General features: G+C 57.6%; 18 protein-coding genes and 1 tRNA gene. 5 read left to right on the top strand and 14 right to left on the bottom strand.

Annotation, left to right across the window (positions count from 1 at the left end; all coding sequences use genetic code 11):
- Positions 1-9 precede the first annotated feature (9 nt).
- From J3353_RS03375 to J3353_RS03365, 3 genes are all read right to left on the bottom strand, one after another.
- Positions 10-858 carry a transporter substrate-binding domain-containing protein gene (locus J3353_RS03375; RefSeq protein ID WP_207684163.1) on the bottom strand — a complete coding sequence of 283 codons (849 nt, stop codon included), beginning with the start codon at positions 856-858 and terminating at the stop codon, positions 10-12.
- A gap of 69 nt (positions 859-927) precedes the next feature.
- On the bottom strand, positions 928-1,743 hold the full coding sequence (locus J3353_RS03370; RefSeq protein WP_242700840.1) for an amino acid ABC transporter ATP-binding protein: 816 nt from the start codon (positions 1,741-1,743) through the stop codon (positions 928-930).
- Positions 1,744-1,759: 16 nt separating this feature from the next.
- Positions 1,760-2,443, bottom strand: coding sequence for an amino acid ABC transporter permease (locus J3353_RS03365; protein ID WP_005931789.1), 684 nt, complete (start codon positions 2,441-2,443; stop codon positions 1,760-1,762).
- 316 nt (positions 2,444-2,759) lie between these two features.
- Between J3353_RS03365 and J3353_RS03360 the strand changes: the two genes are divergently transcribed.
- Positions 2,760-3,788 (top strand): NAD(P)H-dependent glycerol-3-phosphate dehydrogenase, encoded by a 1,029-nt coding sequence (locus J3353_RS03360; RefSeq protein WP_097773420.1) that lies wholly within the window; start codon positions 2,760-2,762, stop codon positions 3,786-3,788.
- Between the two features lie 166 nt (positions 3,789-3,954).
- Here the strand turns inward: J3353_RS03360 and J3353_RS03355 are convergent, their stop codons facing one another.
- From J3353_RS03355 to coaBC, 7 genes are all read right to left on the bottom strand, one after another.
- A complete protein-coding gene (locus J3353_RS03355) occupies positions 3,955-4,986 on the bottom strand; it encodes a GDSL-type esterase/lipase family protein (RefSeq protein WP_207684162.1) in 1,032 nt (343 codons plus the stop codon).
- A 39-nt stretch (positions 4,987-5,025) separates the two neighbouring features.
- Positions 5,026-6,759, bottom strand: coding sequence for a class I adenylate-forming enzyme family protein (locus J3353_RS03350; RefSeq protein ID WP_207684161.1), 1,734 nt, complete (start codon positions 6,757-6,759; stop codon positions 5,026-5,028).
- A gap of 183 nt (positions 6,760-6,942) precedes the next feature.
- Entirely contained in the window at positions 6,943-7,968 is a 1,026-nt protein-coding gene (locus J3353_RS03345) for an ATP-binding cassette domain-containing protein (RefSeq protein WP_242700839.1), read from the bottom strand.
- Complete coding sequence (locus J3353_RS03340) at positions 7,961-9,022, bottom strand: ABC transporter ATP-binding protein (protein WP_097771486.1); 1,062 nt, start codon at positions 9,020-9,022, stop codon at positions 7,961-7,963. The genes J3353_RS03345 and J3353_RS03340 overlap by 8 nt, the downstream gene beginning before the upstream one ends.
- Before the next feature lie 13 nt (positions 9,023-9,035).
- Positions 9,036-10,067, bottom strand: a complete 1,032-nt coding sequence (locus J3353_RS03335; RefSeq protein WP_207684160.1) for an ABC transporter permease — start codon at positions 10,065-10,067, stop codon at positions 9,036-9,038.
- On the bottom strand, positions 10,067-11,008 hold the full coding sequence (locus tag J3353_RS03330) for an ABC transporter permease (protein WP_005931767.1): 942 nt from the start codon (positions 11,006-11,008) through the stop codon (positions 10,067-10,069). Before J3353_RS03330 ends, J3353_RS03335 begins: the two co-directional genes overlap by 1 nt.
- A gap of 207 nt (positions 11,009-11,215) precedes the next feature.
- Complete coding sequence (gene coaBC / locus J3353_RS03325) at positions 11,216-12,412, bottom strand: bifunctional phosphopantothenoylcysteine decarboxylase/phosphopantothenate--cysteine ligase CoaBC (RefSeq protein WP_097771483.1); 1,197 nt, start codon at positions 12,410-12,412, stop codon at positions 11,216-11,218.
- Positions 12,413-12,663: 251 nt separating this feature from the next.
- Between coaBC and J3353_RS03320 the strand changes: the two genes are divergently transcribed.
- The 3 genes from J3353_RS03320 to J3353_RS03310 all read left to right on the top strand — a co-directional run bounded on the left by J3353_RS03320 (position 12,664) and on the right by J3353_RS03310 (position 15,400).
- On the top strand, positions 12,664-13,551 hold the full coding sequence (locus tag J3353_RS03320) for a type III pantothenate kinase (protein ID WP_005931758.1): 888 nt from the start codon (positions 12,664-12,666) through the stop codon (positions 13,549-13,551).
- Positions 13,552-13,575: 24 nt separating this feature from the next.
- Entirely contained in the window at positions 13,576-14,559 is a 984-nt protein-coding gene (locus tag J3353_RS03315; protein ID WP_156060445.1) for a Gfo/Idh/MocA family protein, read from the top strand.
- Between the two features lie 241 nt (positions 14,560-14,800).
- A complete protein-coding gene (locus tag J3353_RS03310) occupies positions 14,801-15,400 on the top strand; it encodes an ECF transporter S component (protein WP_156060447.1) in 600 nt (199 codons plus the stop codon).
- 131 nt (positions 15,401-15,531) lie between these two features.
- Here J3353_RS03310 and J3353_RS03305 read toward each other — a convergent pair whose 3' ends face one another.
- Positions 15,532-15,885, bottom strand: coding sequence for a DUF6465 family protein (locus J3353_RS03305; RefSeq protein WP_255536275.1), 354 nt, complete (start codon positions 15,883-15,885; stop codon positions 15,532-15,534).
- A gap of 164 nt (positions 15,886-16,049) precedes the next feature.
- Complete coding sequence (locus tag J3353_RS03300; RefSeq protein ID WP_156060451.1) at positions 16,050-16,529, bottom strand: hypothetical protein; 480 nt, start codon at positions 16,527-16,529, stop codon at positions 16,050-16,052.
- A gap of 327 nt (positions 16,530-16,856) precedes the next feature.
- Here J3353_RS03300 and J3353_RS03295 point away from each other — a divergent pair.
- Positions 16,857-16,935, top strand: a tRNA-Leu gene (locus tag J3353_RS03295).
- 62 nt (positions 16,936-16,997) lie between these two features.
- Here J3353_RS03295 and J3353_RS03290 read toward each other — a convergent pair.
- Both J3353_RS03290 and J3353_RS03285 read right to left on the bottom strand, forming a co-directional pair.
- A complete protein-coding gene (locus J3353_RS03290) occupies positions 16,998-18,494 on the bottom strand; it encodes a site-specific integrase (RefSeq protein ID WP_097775163.1) in 1,497 nt (498 codons plus the stop codon).
- 2 nt (positions 18,495-18,496) lie between these two features.
- Positions 18,497-18,870: helix-turn-helix domain-containing protein (locus J3353_RS03285; protein WP_242700838.1), on the bottom strand; the 374-nt coding region annotated here is incomplete at its 5' end.

Here is an 18,870-nt window from a genome sequence, read left to right as displayed (position 1 = left end):
AGGGAAAGCTCAGTTCTCAGAGGAGATATCCTGACCGAAGTACTTCTCGCCCAGCTCCTTCAGGGTGCCGTCGGCGCGCAGCTCATCGATGGCGTTGTTGACGGCTTCCAGCAGGGTGGCGCTGTTGTCGCCCTTGCGCAGGGGGATGGCAACGTGGGAGGCATCCTCAGTCTGGGCCACGATCTTAAAGTCGGCATCCGGATGGACGTTCAGGTAATCGTAGAAGGAGACATCCGCATTCAGGGTCGCATCAATGCGTCCGGCAGCCAGCAGCTGGATGGTTTCCTCCAGGGTGTCGATGCCCTGCACGGTGGCACCGTAGCTCTCAGCCAGCTCCATGTAGGTGGAAGCCAGGCTGTTGGCAGTGGTCTTGCCCTTCAGGTCCTCAAAGGTCTTGATCTCGTCGTTGTCCTTGCGGACGGCCAGAGCGGTGTGGATGTAACCGTAGGGAGTGGTGAAATCATAAGTCAGGGCGCGCTCGTCGGTGACCTCCACGCCGTTGCAGACCATGTCAAAGCGTCCAGCGTCCAGACCGGCGAACAGGCTGTCCCAATCGCTCTCCACATACTCCGGCTCCACGCCCAGCTTTTCGGCGATGGCGCGGGAGATCTCCACATCATAGCCCACCAGAGTGTCGCTCTCGTCATGGTAGCTCCAGGGCTGCCATGCGCCCTCCAGTGCCACGATCAGCTTGCCACTGGCCTGAATGGCAGCCAACTGGTCAGCAGAGGAACCGGCAGCAGAGGATGCACCGGCGCTTGCGGCGGTGGAGGTGCTGCTGTTGGAGCAGCCGGACAGGGTCAGAACGCCGGCGGCGGCCATGACACTCATCATCGAAATAAAAGTTCTGCGCTTCATAGTTAAGATCCTTTCATAGAAAAAGCTGTATCAAAAGGACGGCGTGGAAAGCTCCCCGTCGTCCATCCCTTATGCTGTGTGCTCGATCTTCCGCAGGAACTCCCGGGTCCGCTCCTCGCGGGGGTGGGCAAAGAATTCGTGGGAAGGGGCCTGCTCCACCACCACGCCGTTCTCCATGAATACCGTCTTGGAGGAGACGTTGCGGGCAAAGCCCATCTCGTGGGTGACCACCAGCATGGTCATGCCCTCTTCGGCCAGCTTCCGCATGACCGAGAGCACCTCACCGGTCAACTCCGGGTCAAGGGCACTGGTGGGTTCGTCAAAGTAAATGATCTCCGGGTCGGTGGCAAGGGCGCGGGCAATGGCAACGCGCTGCTGCTGTCCGCCGGAAAGCTGGCGGGGATAGTAGTCGGCCCGGTCGGCCAGACCGACCTTTTCCAGCATCCGCCTGCCGATCTCGTTTGCCTGCTCCTTTGGCATCCTGTGGGCAACGATCAGGCCCTCGGTCACATTCTGCAGGGCGGTCTTGTTCCGGAACAGGTTGTAGTTCTGGAACACAAAGGCCGTTTTTTTGCGCAGGCGGGCAATGTCGGCCCGGGAGATCCTGCCAAGATCGAAGGATTCGCCGTCGAACACCAGAGTGCCGCTGTCAGCGGTCTCCAGAAAGTTCAGGCAGCGCAGCAGGGTGGTCTTGCCGGAGCCGGAAGGGCCCAGAATGGCAACAACATCTCCCTTTTCCACACTCAGGTCCACGCCGTTCAGGACGTGCAGTGCGCTGCGCACCCGGCGGGCATTGCCGCGCGGGAAAGGCCCGATGTGGAAGCGGGGCTTGTCATCATAGGTGTAAAATGTTTTGTGGATGTCTTTGATCTCTAACATGGCCATACCGTCCACCCCTTTCTCACTGGAAGCCGTGTGCGTTCAGCTGCCGCTCCACCAGCGCCTGCAGCTTGGTGATGATGGTGCAGAACAGCAGGTAGACCACAGCCACCTCGCAGTAGATGGGCAGGAAAATGTAGGTGCGGGCTGCCACACGCTGGCCTGCCATGAACAACTCTGCTACCGTGATGTTGGAGGCCAGAGAGGTGTCCTTGATCATGCTGATGAGGGAGTTGGACAGGGAGGGCACGGCGGTGCGCAGGGCCTGCGGCAGAACGATGCGGCGCATGATCTGCCACCAGGTCATGCCCACGCAGGAACCGGCCTCCAGCTGGCCCTGGGGCACGCTTTCCAGCGCGCCGCGCATGGTCTCGGCGCAGTAGGCACCCTCGTTGAAGGCAAAGGCGATGACGGCTGCCGGAAAAGCATCCAGCATGATGCCCAGGCTGGGCAGGCCGTAGAAGATGATGAACAGCTGCACCAGCAGCGGCGTGCCCCGGATGACCCAGATGTAGAACCGGGCGATCTGGCGCAGCACCGGAACATTGGCGTACTGCACCAGCGCAACAGCCACTGCAATGACCATGGCAAGGCTGAAGGAGATCAGGGTCAGGGGAATGGTCATGGTCAGGCCTGCCGTCAGGATGCGGGGCAGGGCCTCCCACAGCACGCTGACCGTGCGGTTGGTAAGAAGTGCTTCAAACATATTTTTCTTCCTTATTGATAAAAAACGGTGGAATATCTTTAGGATACACCTTAAACTATGGTTCAGGTCAAGAGCATATCCTACAATTCCTACCAAAATACTATAGCATGAAATGGAGACAAGTGCAATCCATTGGCGAAAATCCTTCACTCTGGCCAAAAACAAAAGAAAACACAGGTTAACTTTGTGCAGACTGGCAAGGAGTTGACGCGGTACGATGTTTCGTGTAAAATGGAATCAGACAGGCCCCGTGCAGGAAGCGCGGGGAACAGGCCGGGCACACAAGCAGCCCGGCGCATACGGAGGACAAAACACAATGAAGCATAAAATTGGTATTCTGGGTGCAGGCACCTGGGGCATGGCTCTGGCGCGGATGCTGACGGTGAGCGGCAATGACGTGACCGTGTGGTCGGCGCTGGAACAGGAGATCGACAACCTTTCCACCACCCGGGTCCACCCCAATCTGCCCGGCATGACCATTCCGGCAGAGATGAAGTTCACCAAGAGCGTGGAAGAGGTGTGCACGGACAAGGAGATCCTGCTGTTCGCGGTGCCGTCGGTGTTCGTGCGCTCCACCGCCGCCAAGGCCCGGCCCTTTGTGCCGGACGGTCAGATCATTGTGGACGTTGCCAAGGGCATTGAAAAGGATACCCTGTTCACCATGACGGAGATCCTGGCCGATGAGCTGGGCAAAGAGGGCGGCCCCAAGGGGGTGCGTCTGGTGGCCCTGAGCGGTCCCACCCACGCTGAGGAGGTGGCGATCGACCTGCCCACCACCATCGTTTCGGCCAGCAAGGATATGGAAGCGGCCAGATTCGTGCAGACGGTGTTCACCAACAACGTCATGCGTGTGTACACCAATGAGGACATCAAGGGCGTGGAACTCAGCGGTGCCATGAAGAATGTCATTGCGCTGGGCGTGGGCATCTCCACCGGCCTGGGCTATGGCGACAACGCCCGTGCCGCCCTCATCACCCGCGGCATTGCCGAGCTTGCCCGGCTGGGCGTGGCCATGGGCTGCAATGTCCATACCTTTGCCGGTCTGGCCGGCATCGGTGACCTGATCGTGACCGCCACCAGTATGCACAGCCGCAACAACCGGGCCGGCATCCTCATCGGCAAGGGTGAGACCCCGGAGCAGGCCGTGAAGGAGGTGGGTATGGTGGTCGAGGGCATGAACGCCCTGCCCGCCGCGCTGGAGCTTGCCGCCAAGTATCAGGTGGAAATGCCCATCGTCCAGACCGTGAACGCTGTTGTGAACAAGGGCATGAGCGCCGCCGAGGCGGTGCGCTCCCTGATGGACCGGGACCCCAAGAACGAACTGCCCCAGAGTTACGAAAAGTAATATTTTTTCATCGAGAGGGACGACCCTCTCCGTCATTGCCTCGCAATGCCACCTCTCCCGAGGGGAGAGGTTTGGTGCTGTACTTTACGGCATCAAAAAAGCTCCCCCTTTTGGGGGAGCTGGCAAAGCCGCAGGCTTTGACTGAGAGGGTTGTTCCTCTTTCATTTTACTGCTGGGCTTCGATTGCCTTGACGATCTTGTCGGCGATGTACTTGTGGCCGGAGACGGTGGGGTGGCCATCCAGCTCAGTCTGAGCAAAGGGGATGGAAACGTAGGTGGCACCGTAAACATCGGCCAGCTGCTTTTCGTAGTTGTTCAGCTTGCTGAAGTAGTTGCTCCAGCTGGGCAGCAGGGGCACAGGGTTGGTGGCACCGATGATCAGGATCTGAGCATCAGGGTTCAGTTCCTTGACAGTCGCCACGATCTGGCGCAGGTTGCTGCTGCTTTCAGGATAAGCGTTCTCGCAGATCTTGTTCATGCCAGAGAAGAACAGGTTCCAGACGGCATCCTTCTCGCTGCGGGTCAGGCTGAGCTTTTTCAGGCTCTCGTTCAGTGCGTCCTCGGTTTCCTTGCTGCTGCCGCGCAGGTTGCCGCTGAGCACGATGGAAGCCAGGTCCTCACTTTTCCAGTTGGTGGCCTCACCAAAAGAGACCACGGTGGGCACAAAAGCATCATTGGAGCCCAGCTGGATGGAGATAACATCGGCACTTTTGATGTAATCTACAAACTCGGGGTAATTGTACTGGCAGCCGGAGAGGGTGTTCATCTCGGCCATGGTGCCGGTCTTGACCAGCTCCAGCATATCCTTGCTCATCACGCCGGGCAGGCCAAGGTTGATGGCGTGATCCCGGTCGAGGTTCAGGCTTTTGCCCACCTGACCCACATAGCAGGCCTCGGGGTAACCCTTGAAGTTGAAGGAAACGTCCACGCCCATCAAGTTATGTGCATATTGAACGGTAGTCAGGCCGATGCCGGCGCAGATGCTGTCGCCCAGGGCAACATAGGTGATGGAGTTGGGCTCCTTCTCTTCTTCGGTGCTGCTGGAGGTGAAGAAACAGTTCTCCTCCTCTGCGGCGGCCTGTTCAGTGGTCAGAGCGGGGTCTGCGCTCGCTTCCGGGGCGGCTGCAAAGGCCGGAACGCTCAGGACAGAGAACAGCATGGCGGCCGAGAGGGCCAGGCCAATCAGTTTCTTTTTCATGGTGTCGTCACGAATCCTTTCCAATGTGTATTATTCTGCTTAATAATCGCGGGGAGTGATCTCTTCTTCCAGCTTGCGATAATCAAATTTAGCGGCCAGTGTCAGGGGCATTTCGGGGATGATCTTGTACCCTACGGGCTGGACATATTCGGGCAGCTCCTCAACGCAGAGCTGGCGCAGCTCCTTGATGATCTGCTTGCGCTTGGCGGCGGGAACCGCAGGGTCAAGCACCAGATAGACAAAAGGCAGGCGGCCCTGCACATGATCCTTGTCGGCGCAGCCCACCACAGAGCACTGATGCACGGCGGGATGCTGGCTGACCACATTTTCGATCATGGAGGGGAACACCTTGAAGCCATCGTGACGGATGATGAGCCGCTTGATCCGGCTGTCCAGATAGACAAAGCCGTCCTGGTCCAGATAGCCGATGTCACCGGTATGCACCCAGACCCGGCCATCTGCATGGGTGCGCAGGATGGCGGCGGTCTCGGCAGGCTTGTTGTAGTAGCCTTTCATAACGCCGGGGCCGGAGATGCACAGCTCACCCCGCTGACCGATGGGCAGCTCCGTGTCGGTGCCCGGCTCAAAGGCGGACACCAGCGTGCTGACCAGCGGCAGGCCCACGCTGCCGGGTTTGTTGTTCCGTCCGGCAGCAGCGGTGGCAGCAGAGGATGCCTCGGTCATGCCGTAGCCCTTGGCGATGGGGAATTCCACGTTGTGAGCGGCCAGGAAGTCGTTGACCGTCTGCTCGGCACCCCGGGCGATGGCATCGCCGCCCGCGGCATAGTTGCGGATGAAGGAGAGATCCTTGTTCTGCAGCTTGGGGTCAACAGCCAGCTGCTGGTAGTGGGAGGGCACGCCGAACATGTGTTCGGGCTTGTACTTCCAGATCAGGCTGCCCAGCTTATTGGAGTCGAGGTTGGGGATGATAACCACCTTGATGCCCAGCGTCAGCGGCAGATGTACGCCGCAGGCAAAGCCGTAGGCAATGAAGGGGGGCATGATGTTCAGCAGGGACTGACCCTTGGAAAACAGCGTGTCGCAGGCGGAGAACTGCATGGCAATGCCGTTGAAGTTGTTATCGGTCAGCATCACGCCCTTGGGGGAGCCGGTGGTGCCGCCGGTGTGCACCACCACGCAGGCGTGCTCCGGGTCATAGGGTTCTGCGGCAATGCTCTCGTCCTTCCCGGCAGCAAGGAACTGCTTCCAGTGGATGACGTTGGAATGGTACTTGTTCTTGTCGAGATTTTTGACCTTGTAGCCCAGCGCCAGAGGCAGCGGCAGGGAGTCGGCCGGGGAGAGCACCACCACATGCTCCACATGGGTGCGCTTGGCAGCCTGATGGCAGCGCTCATACACCACATTCAGGCAGATCAGCAGGTGGGAATCCACCTCTTCGATGTACTCGCGGATGCCCTCCACACTGTAACGGGGATCCACCAGGTTCAGAGTCGCGCCGATCATGTCGGCGGCATAGAATGCAAAGATAATCTCCGGGGTCATCACGCTGACCACCGTGGCGATATCGCCCTTTTTCAGGCCCGCGGCCCGCAGGGCTGCTGCCGTTTTTTTGACGTTGACGATAAAATCAGCGTAGGTGAACTTGCGGCCATAGTATTCCAGTGCGGTCTCGCCCAGCCGGTTCTTGTTCTGCCGGCAGACGAGCTCAAACGCCGTGCAGGCGGGCATGGTCTGGTCAATGTACTTATGATCGTAGAATTTCAGCCAGGGACGTGCCTGGGAAGCATAGATCGGGGTGTTGGATGTTGTCATAAATTGTCCTTTGTCCTTTGAGCAGTCACTGCACCCGCAGCCGGGGCAGCTGGATTCAACAGGGTCTTAAATTTCGTCCGTTTGTTAAAAACAACACAATACGTACAAGAGCTATTGTAGTAGAGCAGGGTGGAAATGTCAAGAAACAAAGGGCGAACTTTGCCAAAAAACGCAAGAGAAAGTTTACATTTCAGCCAGCCAGTCTTTGGCCTCCTGCTCGCTGCAGAGCACCCAGTGGCTGGGGCGCAGCTCCCGCCACTGGGGAGCTTCCTGCGTGTAATCGTGCATGGCGGGGTCGTAGACCAGCAGCTTTTTCTTCCGCTCCAGCCTGGGGTTGGGCATGGGGATGGCGGAGAGCAGGCTGCGGGTGTAGGGGTGGATGGCATGGGTCACCAGCTCTTCCGCATCGGCCAGCTCTACGATATTGCCCTTGTGGATGACGGCGATGCGGTCCGAAATGTACCGCATGACCGAGAGGTCGTGAGCGATGAACAGGTAGGTGATGCCGCGCTCCTTCTGCAGATGACGCAGCAGGTTGAGCACCTGGGCACGGATGGACATATCCAGAGCCGAGATGGGCTCGTCGGCAATGATAAACTCAGGCTCCACGATCAGGGCGCGGGCAATGCCGATGCGCTGGCGCTGGCCGCCGGAGAACTCATGCGGGAAACGGGAGGCGAATTCAGGCAGCAGGCCCACATCCAGCAGTGCCTGCCGGACCTTCTCCTCCCGCTGGGCGGCGGTCAGGTCGGGCCGGACATTCTGCAGGCCCTCGCCCACGATGTAGCTGACCTTGGCACGCTCGTTCAGGGAGGACTGCGGGTCCTGGAAGATCATCTGGATCTCCTTGATGACCTGCTGGTCCAGCTGGCGGGAAATCTTGCCGTTGATCTTCTGACCCTTGTACAGGATCTCGCCGCCCGAGGTGGGCAGGATGCGCATGATGGCGCGGCCGATGGTGGTTTTGCCGGAGCCGGATTCGCCCACCAGACCAAAGGTCTCACCCTTGTAAATTTCAAAGTTGGCACGGTTCACGGCCTTGAAGGCCTTGCGGCCGGAGCCGTAGGTCACCTCGAGGTCCTTGACCTCAAGCAGGACCTGCCGGGGCGAGGCCTCTCCATCTTGCTGGCGCAAGACCGTTTTTTCGCTCGAACACTCCACTGGGGTGTTCGCTGCTTCGCAAACGCGAATGTCACGATTTTCAGGCATCCTGCATCCCCTCCTCTTTCAACAGTTTGACGGCGGCAGGCGGCTCCACCTTGGGGGCCCGGGGGTCCAGCAGCCAGGTCTTGGCCTTGTGGGTGGGGCTGACCGTAAAGTAGGGCGGGCGCTTGACAAAGTCGATCTTCAGCGCCTGGGGGTTGCGGGGCGCAAAGGCATCGCCGTGGATCTCGGTGAACAGATTCGGGGGTGTACCCTGAATGTTGAACAGATCCTCGCCCTTGATGCCCATCTGGGGCATACTGGACAGCAGCGCCCAGGTGTAGGGGTGGCGGGGGTCGTAGTAGATCTCATCGGAGGTGCCGATCTCCACGATGTCACCTGCGTACATGACGGCCACCCGGTCGGCGATGTTGGCCACCACGCCCAGATCGTGGGTGATGAGGACGATGGTCAGGTTGTACTTGACCTGCATCTCCTTGAGCAGCTGCAGGATCTGGGCCTGAATGGTCACATCCAGTGCGGTGGTGGGCTCGTCGCAGATCAGGATCTGCGGGTTGCAGGCTACCGCAATGGCAATGACGACGCGCTGGCGCATACCGCCCGAAAACTCGTGGGGATACTGCGCAAAGCGCACCTCGGGGTCAGCAATGCCCACGTCCCGCAGGTATTCAAGGGTCTTTTCCCGGGCGGCCTTGCCCTTGAGATGCTGGTGCAGCTCCACGGCTTCCATGATCTGGTCGCCGATGGTCTTCAGGGGGTTCAGGCTGGTCATGGGGTCCTGCATGATCATGGCGATCTCATGGCCCCGGACCTTCAGCCAGTCCTTCTCCTTTTTCAGGTCGGAAAGGCGGATGGGCTTGCCGTCATCGGCACCGTAATAATCAATGGTGCCCGAGGTGATGGAGCCGTTGGCATCCAGCAGGCCCATGAAGCTCTTGGTGAACACGCTCTTGCCGGAGCCGGATTCGCCCACGATGGCAAGGACTTCGCCGTGGTAGATGTCCAGGTCGATGCCGCGGATGGCATGCAGCACCTTGCCGCGCAGGTTGAATTTGATGTTGAGGTCCTTTACAGAAAGGATGAGCTGATTTTTTTCCATCTTCTGTCCCTCCTTACTGCAGGTGGTTCTTCGGGTCGGCAGCGTCCGAGAAGGCGTTGCCGATGAGGTAGAACGCAATGGTGACAAAGCTCAGGATGATGGTGGGGTAGAGCAGCTGGTACCGCAGGCCCGCCTGCATCATCACCTTGCGGCCGTCGTTGATCAGGTTGCCCAGAGAGGGCGTTTCCACAGAAAGGCCCAGGCCGATATAGGTGATGAACACCTCGCTGCCGATGGCGGCGGGGATGGTCAGGGCCATGCGCAGCATGATGACCGATACCAGATAGGGCAGCAGGTTGCGCAGCACGATGCGGCGGATGGGGGTGCCGATGCAGCGGGAAGCCACGTTGTAATCACGGTCGCGGATGATCAGGATCTGGTTGCGGATAAAGCGCGCCATGGCGATCCAGCCCGTGATGGACATGCCCAGGATCAGGGTCTGGATGCTGGGGGACGCAACATAGGAGATCAGGATCAGGATGATGGTGGAGGGGATGTTATCACAGATGTTGTACAGCTCGGTGAAAAAGAAATCGAGCTGGCGGACATAGCCCCAGAGCACGCCCACTGTGATGCCCACCACGGCCTCGATGAGGGCCACGAAGAAGGCGATGGTCAGACTGGTGCGTGCACCAGCCCAGATGCGGGCCCACAGGTCCTGGCCGATGGCGTTGGAACCCCAGATAAAGCCCTCTTCCCCGGGGGCGATATTGCGGAACTGGATGCCTGTGGCGGGGTCTACCTGGCAGAGATTGGGATCTGCCTGACCGGGCAGATAAGGCTGCAAAAAGGCAAAGCCCACCACGAACACCAGTGCAATGAGCAGGGCCACGGCGATCTTATTCTTGAAGAAAGCACGGAAGGTGCTGCCCCAATAGCTGTAATTGGAGTAGGAGGTGGCCTCGGCACGCTCCTCGCTGAACCCGGCGGGGGTGAACAGCTCGTCCTCGGGCAGGGCGGCCCAAGCGGCGGGGCCGTCCTTCTGCAGCTTGTTCAGGTCGTTTTCCAGAACAGCTGCCTTGTGATCTTTCATGTGGAACAGCATTATCGGCCACCTTCTTTCTTGCCAAAGCTGATGCGGGGATCGATGAGCACCATGAGCAGATCGCCCAGAATCAGGCCGATGATGCCCACGCAGGCGTACAGCAGCACGATGCCCTGCACCATGGTGTTGTCGTGGCGCTGGACGCAGGTGACCAGCAGGCCGCCCATGCCGGGGATGGAATACAGGCTCTCGATGTAGATGGAGCCGACCACAGTGTTCAGGAAGGCAGAGGGAATATACTGCACCAGCGGCACCATGGCGTTGCGGAAGATGTGGCGCAGGGCGATGTTGCTCTCGCTCACGCCCTTGGCCAGCGCCAGCCGGACGTAATCCTTGTTGCTCTCGTCCACCATGTAGCGGCGCAGCCACATGGCGTAGAATGCCACGTTGCCCAGGCTCATGGAGCAGACCGGCAGCACCCAGTACCGCCAGTCGGAGGCATCAAACAGCAGGCCCACGCCCAGGGCGGTGGTGCCGTACATCTGAATATAGAGGTAATACACGGCGGCAGGCACAGCCTGAATGAGCACGATGATGGCGGTGCCGATCTTATCCGGCCAGCGGTTCTTGAACCGGCCCATCAGCAGGCCCATGGGAATGCCGATGACCAGGCTCAGCAGCATGGCAAACACGCCCATCTGGATGGAGATGGGCAGCTTTTTGGCCAGGATGCCGGTGACCGAGGCATTTACCTTATAAATATGGCTCACGCCCAGGTCGCCGTGGAGGGCATTCCACCAGAAGCGGCCGATCTGCACCGGCAGCGGGTCCAGCAGGCCCATGGACTGCAGGCCCGCCTGGATCTGGGCCTCGGTCATTTTTTCGTAGTTTGCAAAGTAGCCTTCCACCGGCATCAGCCGCAGCAGGCAGAACACGAGCGTTACAATGACGAACAGCGTCAGGATGGAACGCCCGATGCGTTTTGCCAGATATTTCAGCATATCTGTGCGCACCCCTCTTTCGTTTGTGGTTCCTCCGCGGACAGTGGTCCTGAACAGCGGATAGGAATAGAATACATCAAAATTGCACTTTTGGAAAGTGATTTGCCCGGATTTTGAAAAATGTTTTTGTAAAAGCAGGGTAAAGTGAACGTTTTTTCTTACAAAAACAACCCTCTCCGCCGGGTTGACGGAGAGGGATAAAAGTTTTTATAAACCTCTGCGTTTCAAAATCTCATCCAGAATGGCATCGGCCACATCGGCCTTGCTCATCAGGGGCAGCTCCCGGGTACCGTCGGGGGTGATGAAAGTGACCACGTTGGTGTCCACCCCAAAACCGGCCCCGGCGACCTTCAGGTTGTTGGCCACCACCATGTCCAGATTCTTCCGGGTCAGCTTGGCCGTGGAGTTTTCCACCATATCCCGGGTCTCCATGGAAAAACCGCAGAGGAACTGGTGGGTCTTTTTCGGGCCGATGGTACCCAGAATGTCGGCGGTGCGCTCCACAGGGATGGAGAGGTCGCCGTCCTTTTTCTTGATCTTGTCGCTTGCCACCGTCACGGGGCGGTAGTCGGCCACGGCGGCAGCCATCACCAGCACGTCCATCTCCTCAAAGCGGCTGGTCACGGCATCGTACATATCCTGCGCCGTGGTAATGGGAACATCGGTGGTGAAGCGGACCGGCGGCAGGTCGGTGTGGCCGTGGATGAGGGTGACCTCTGCTCCCCGCATGGCGGCGGCCCGGGCGATGGCATAGCCCATCTTGCCGGTAGAGTGGTTGGTCAGGTAGCGCACGGGGTCCAGCGGCTCCTGCGTGGGCCCGGCGGTCACAGCGATGCGGACACCGGCCAGATCCTTGGGCCGGGCGATGGTGTGCAGGATGTACTCGATGAGCACATCCTCCTTGGGCAGGCGGCCGCTGCCCACATCCTTGCAGGCCAGCACCCCGCTCTCAGAGGGGATGACCGTGAAGCCGTAGTGCTCCAGCGTTCTGAGGTTGTCCTGCGTGATGGGGTTTTCCAGCATCCCGGTGTTCATGGCCGGGCTGACCAGCTTGGGGCACCTGGCCGCAAGCACCACGGTGGTGAGCATATCATCGGCAATGCCGTGGGCCATTTTGGCAATGACGTTGGCCGTGGCCGGTGCCACCAGAACGACATCTGCCTTTTTGGCCAGCGAGATGTGGGTGACCTCGAACTTGAAATCGCGGTCGAAGGTGTCCACCATGCACTTGTGGCCGGTCAGCGTTTCAAAGACGAGAGGGGTGATGAAATGGGTGGCGTTCTCGGTCATAATGACCTCCACGTCCGCCCCCAGCTTTTTGAGTGCGCTGGCCACATTTGCCATTTTATAGGCGGCAATACCGCCGGTAACGCCCAAAAGGACGCATTTGCCCTGCAGATCCATCCAAAAAACCTCCTGTTTTGCGGGTTTGCCTCTTTAGTATAATCCAAAATCACCGCCAGCACAACAAAATCTTTCGGTTGGGTCTTGCATCCAGCGCAAAAATGCGGTAAAATAGCTTGACTTAGAATAAAACCTCTCCGTCAAGGTCTGCGTCTTTGCCGCCTCTCCTGCCGGGAGAGGCAAGCCACCCGGCTCCTCTGGCAGGGGAGCCGGAGCAAAGCGCCTGAGAGGTTTTGCAGGAAAGGTAAAATATGATCTTAGCCATTGATATAGGCAACACCACCGTCGCCCTGGGCGGCATCAAGGACGGACGTGTATGCTTTGTGGCCCACATGGATACGGTGCGCACCCGTACCGCCGCGGAATACCGCATTGAAATGGAAAAGGTGTTTGCTCACCGCCGCCACCCGGAAAAGCCCATCCGGTTCGAGGGCGCGGTGCTGACCAGCGTAGTGCCCCAGATCACCGGGGCACTGGCTGAGTGCGCCCGCTATTACACCGGCAAAAAGCCGGTCATCGTTTCGCCGGAGATCCGCACAGGCCTGACCATGGGGGTGCCTGACCCCCATGCCGTGGGCAAGGACCGGCTGGTGGATGCCGCTTACGCTGCGGCGAACTTCCCGCTGCCGGTCATCACCGTGGATCTGGGCACTGCCACTACATTTAATGTTGTGGATGAGAACAGGGTATTCCGGGGCGGTGTGATCTGCCCGGGGCTTTCCACCGGCCTGCGGGCTCTGGGGGAGCGCTGTGCCCAGCTGCCGCAGGTGCGGCTGAGCTCCCCCAAAGCAGCCATTGGTGTGAACACTGAGAGCTGTATGCTTTCGGGCTCTGTGCTGGGCACGGCAGTCCTGCTGGACGGCATCACCCAGCGCATTGAGGAAGAGCTGGGCCGTCCGGCCACCCTGGTGGTCACGGGCGGGCTGGCAAAGTATGTCACGCCGCTCTGCCGCCATCCGCTGACCTACGACCCGGAGCTGCTGCTGAAGGGGCTAGCACTGCTGTACCAGATGAATGCCCCTCAGCCGCACTATGCCGCCGGTGGCAGGCGGCGGAACCCGAACAACAATTTCCGCCGGGGCCGCCGTCCCCGCTCCCAGCGCCGGGAACGCCGCGAGGAGAAGAACAAAAACGGCTGACGACGAAACAGGATGGAGAGAACAATGAAACTAGGGATCCTGGGCACGGGGATGATCGTGCGGGAGTTTCTGCCCTGGCTGGCAGGGCCGGACTGCCCCTTTACGGTGCAGGCACTCTGCAGCACCCAGCGCAGTGCGCCGGTGGCCGCCGAGATGTGCGAACAGTACGGCATTCCCCAGCACACCACGAACTATTTTGAATTATTGCAGTGGGTGGATGTGATCTATCTGGCCGTGCCCAACCTGCAGCATTACCGCTATGCCAAGGTGGCGCTGGAAGCGGGGAAGCATGTCATTGTGGAAAAGCCCATGGCCTGCACCGCTGCCCAGACCGAGGAGCTGGCGGCGCTGGCCCGCCGCAAAAAGGTGTTCCTGTTTGAGGCCATGACCACCCAGTACCTCGAAAACTACAACAAGATCCGGGAGCTGCTGCCCCGCATCGGCAGGGTGAAGCTGGTGCAGTGCAATTTCAGCCAGTATTCCAGCCGCTACGATGCCTTCTGTGCCGGGGAAACGCCAGTCTCCTTTGACCCGGAGTGTGCGGGCGGTGCCCTGATGGATCTGAATGTCTACAACATCAGCTATATCGTGGGCCTGTTCGGTGAGCCGAACCAGGTGCACTACCTGCCCAACATGGAGCGCGGCATCGACACCAGCGGTATCCTGACCATGGAGTACAACAGCTTCAAGGCAGTCAGCATGGCCGCCAAGGACTGCGGTGCGCCTGCCCGGTATGTCATCCAGGGCACAAAGGGCTATATCCTGCAGAAATCCACGGCCAACTGGTGCGGCGGCGTGACCTTCCACCCCAATCAGGGCAAGGAAGAGCACTTCAACCTGAACGGCGGCAGACCCCGGCAGGCGGCGGAGTTCCACGCCTTTGCCAAGGCCATCGAGGGCGGTGACCAGGAACTGTGCAGCCGGATGCTGGATACCTCCGTGGCCGTCAGCCGTGTGCTGACCGTGGCCCGGCGGAGCGCCGACATCAAATTTCCCTGTGATAGATAAACATCCTAACCCTCTCAGGCACTTCGTGCCAGCTCCCCCAAAGGGGGAGCTTTTGACAAAACCGCAAACTTTGCATGGATTGCCAAGGCCTCGCCCTTCGGGAGAGGTGGCATTGCGAAGCAATGACGGAGAGGGTGAGGCCGTTTATAAATTTTCAAGCATCCCTGACATTTTATCAAAAACCAGATTTGCGCCGTATCCGACGTATAGGGCGGAACGGCAGCAGGAGGAAAACTGAATTATGAAAAACAACGATCTTCGCACTCTCACCCGACTGGCACTGCTGGTCGCCATCGAGCTTGTAATGAAGGCCATCGGCCTGGGCAGTGTGCCCATGGGCCCGCTTTACATGAGCTTCCTGACCCTGCCCATTGCGGTGGGTGCCATCACCATGGGCCCTGTGGCCGGTGCTGTGCTGGGCGGCGTGTTCGGCGCGGTGAGCTTCTATGATGCCATTACCGGTGCTTCCGCCATGACCGGCGCTCTGTTCCAGGTCAGCCCTGTCAACGCCTTTATCCTCTGCGTGGGCATGCGTGTGCTGATGGGCGTGTGTGTGGGCCTGATCTTCAACGGCCTGAGCAAGCTGGACAAGAGCCGCACCTGGAGCTATATCGTCAGCGCCATGTGCGCTCCGGCCCTGAACACCCTGTTCTTCATGGGCTATATCGTGCTGGCGTTCTACAACTGCGACTATGTTCAGAACCTGGTGTCTGTTAAGGGCGCTGCCAACCCCCTGATGTTCGTTGTGCTGCTGGTTGGTGTCCAGGGCGTGGCTGAGTTCCTCGTCTCCGGCATCCTGGGCGGCATCGTGGCCCGCGCCGTGCACAAGTTCCTGAAGTAAGAGCCCGCGTTCCGCGTCAGGGAAGAGCGTATGGGTTTGTAACATTGTAAAATAAAAGACCAGAACTGAACTGCCACTTGGCAGAACAGCTCTGGTCTTTTTCTGTGCGGTGAAAAACAGAAACACAGCCTTTACAGAGGCAGCTTGCCGCCGACCTTGTTGACGACATAGTAGGCGGCCTCTTCCTCAGGCTTGACGTAGATTTTGCAGGACTGCACGCCCACTTTGTGGGTCAGGCGGTAATCGGCCTTGGCGCGGTCTACAAGATCGGTGATGTTATACTGCTTGCCGGCAAATTCAACGTAGATCTCAGGGGAAAGCGGGGGACGGCCCTTGTGGGCGGTCTTTTCCGTTTTGGGGGCTTTCTCCGTTTTGACAGCGGACTTTGTGGTCTTGCGTGCGGGCTTTGCCTCGGCTGCGGGAGCTTCTGCAGCGGCAGGAACGACAGGCTTTTTCACTGACATGGATTCTACCTTCTTTCTCATATCGTTTTGCGTGTGGGAATAATACCGGAATGCACCGGTAGAAAAACTTTGCATCAAACAGCAGCATATAACTATATAATAGTTTTTTGCGGCGCATTTGTAAAGAGGTTTTGTGAAAAAAGGTTCGTTTTCAGGCAGGAAATGCTTTTTTGTTTCTGGAAAAGTTACTGGACGCACAGTCCCTCGGCCCGTGTGACGATGGACAGCAGCAGTTCAGCATCCCAGTCCTCTGCCAGCACAAATAGATCATCGCAGATCTCCTTCTGGATTTGTGCCGTCGTTTTTTGTCCGGCAAGGACGCAGACCGCAGAAAGCAGTCGAACTTTCAGGGCACAAATTTCTGCAGGTGCGCCCCACAAACGGGCAAGGTCATAATTGCTGGTGTTTCCGCAGGGCATGGCACAGGCAGCGCAGTTGGGAGCCACCCGGTGCTTCTCAGCTTCAACGATGTCAGTCATCCGGAGCAGCGCGCTCTCGACGGCCTCCGGGTCAGCCGCCAGCCGCAGACCGGCAGCCAGTATGCGGTCAGTGTCCTCCGTTTTGGGTTCATTGACTGTGGAGCGCGCCAGCCCCACCAGCGCGCCCAGCAGAGTGTCCCGCTGACGCTGTGCAGCGGTAACGGGAGCAGAAAACGTGTGATTCATAGGAACCTCCAGGCTCTTTTTTGCTGTAAGGATACCACGGAATCCCCGGAAAGGGAAGGCGAAAAATTCTTTTTTCTGCAAAAGGGAATAGCGTCTTGATTTTGGACGGAAAATCCGCTATAATAATACCGTTCTACATACGCCGGTGTGTCGGAATGGCAGACGAGGGGGACTCAAAATCCGCTTCGTGATTTTTCGTGTCTGTGCGAGAAATCCACGAGTATTCGTTGAATTTTGAGAGTTCGTCGAAGCAGGATTTCTTACATCCCTCCTGAACATCCCTCCAATCTTCAGAAACCGGTACTAATGTCTCAAAATTGAATATAAGCCGATGTGGCGGAATGGCAGACGCAAACGACTCAAAATCGTTCGGGAAACCATGTGGGTTCGAGTCCCACCATCGGCACTTCATCATAAAACAGCTTAGGATCGAAAGATTTTAGGCTGTTTTTCTTTTTTGCCCATTTTTTATACTTTGGCGTTTTCTGGGAAGATATTGACGATTGCATTCGCCGAAGATACCTTACTGGAGAAATCCAGATGTGTATAAATGTTGCTTGTCGTGCTGATGTCGCTGTGCCCCAGCCACTCCTGAATCTCCTTCAGGCTCACGCCATTGGCATAGAGCAGACTGGCGCAGCTATGGCGCAGATCGTGAAAGCGGATACGCTTCATCTGGTGTGCGACCAGAAAATCCGGGAAATGTTGGCTCAGGAAATCGGGCCGAATCCGTTTTCCCATCGGGTCTACATAGATATAGTCAAGATAATCGGTGCAATAGCTTTTGCCGCAGACCTTCCGATTCTGCTCCTGCTCCTTTTTCATTTTATTGAGCATCTGCTCACAGGCAGGGATTAGGGGAAGTGTCCGGCAGCTCGACTTTGTTTTTGTCTTATCTCGTGCGATTTCTGTTAGCGTTCCGTTGACCTTTGCGGTCACAACCGTATGCTGAATGCTGATTTTCTTGTTTTCAAAGTCAATGGCATCCCATTTCAAGCCAACAACTTCACTGCGCCGCAGGCCGTAGAATGCAGCCATGATAACGCCAAACTCCGAAGGGTCACCTTGAATCGCTTTGAAAAGCTGCTCCAGTTCTTCACCGCTGTAAATCTCCGACTTGAACTTTTCCTTACGAGGACGTTCAACGCGATCTGCCGGGTTGGAACGGATCATGCCGATTTGAAAAGCGTACTGCAAGCATTTGCGGATGTTGGCGTGATAGTGAATGACGGTGTTTGCCGTAAGGCCACGATCCAACTCATGCTGGTAGAAGTCTTGGATGTATTTGGGATGCTGTTCCATATCCTGCAATGTATAGTGGAGCGGTTCAAAATATGGGACGATCTTGTGAACGATTGCTCTTTCATAGCTGGTATAGGTTGTGATTTCCACTCGTGACTTCATCATTTTCAACCAGTCCGTGATGAAGTCGGTGAAAAGTACCGGGGAGTTATCAAGGCAGGGGTCAACTTCTTTGATGGGGCTGACCTTCAGCCAATTATTGTCAACGGCATATTGTAGGGCATCGGTCAACTCCTTGTGCCAATCCAGAAGCTGCTGTACACTGGCCTCCTCCTGCTGACGCTCATAGCGGAAGAACGTTTCCAGATCGCGCGGAGAGAGTGCTTTCAAAGACAGCCGCTTCTTTTCAAAGTATGGGACAACTACTCTTCCCAGATCATAAGCATATCTGCCATAGGTTTCGGGCGGAAGGTTCATCACGCTTTCCCGAAGCCAGCGGTTCAGATATTCCGATACCGGCAGGTCGGAAACCTGCTGCATCGTTTCAGGGTTAAACTCTTTTTGTGTTTTACGCAACAGAGATTCAGCTCTTTTTTTGTTTCCTTTAACAGGAAGTCCTGTGCTGATGGATTTGGTTCTGCGCTTTCCATCTGTGTCTTTCCAGCTCAGAATCATCTGATACATACCGTTTTGTTCTCTTAAATGTCCGGCCACATTTGTCATAGTTATGCTCCTTTCTGTTCGCAGCCAAACGTCCTTTGCTTAGGCATCATAAGTTTAGAAGATTCTGGAGTGTTTTGCAAGGATGGCACAAGGGAGTTTGAAAGGTGCATCCCTCCAAGTTGCCGATCCTGATCGAGCAGGTACTCTACCACGCAGAGTTTTGGTATCTTATAGCTGCGTCCTACACGCGCCGAGTGGATCTTATTCTGCTTGACCAACAGATACGCATTCTTCCGGCAGATGCCAAGCATTTCCTGAAGATGCTCCACCGTCACCACATCCGGGTAGTCCTTGAACATCGTCAGATACCTCTCCGTCTTTCGGTCAGGCTCTTCCTGAATCAAAGTGCAGGCTGCGATCTCGCTCATTCCTGTCC

It is taken from the genome of Faecalibacterium sp. Marseille-Q4137, from assembly GCF_017377535.1.
GTDB classification, from domain to species: Bacteria; Bacillota; Clostridia; order Oscillospirales; family Ruminococcaceae; genus Faecalibacterium; species Faecalibacterium duncaniae.
Note: the sequence above shows the minus strand (reverse complement) of the source record. Positions and strands in the feature narration are given on the sequence as shown.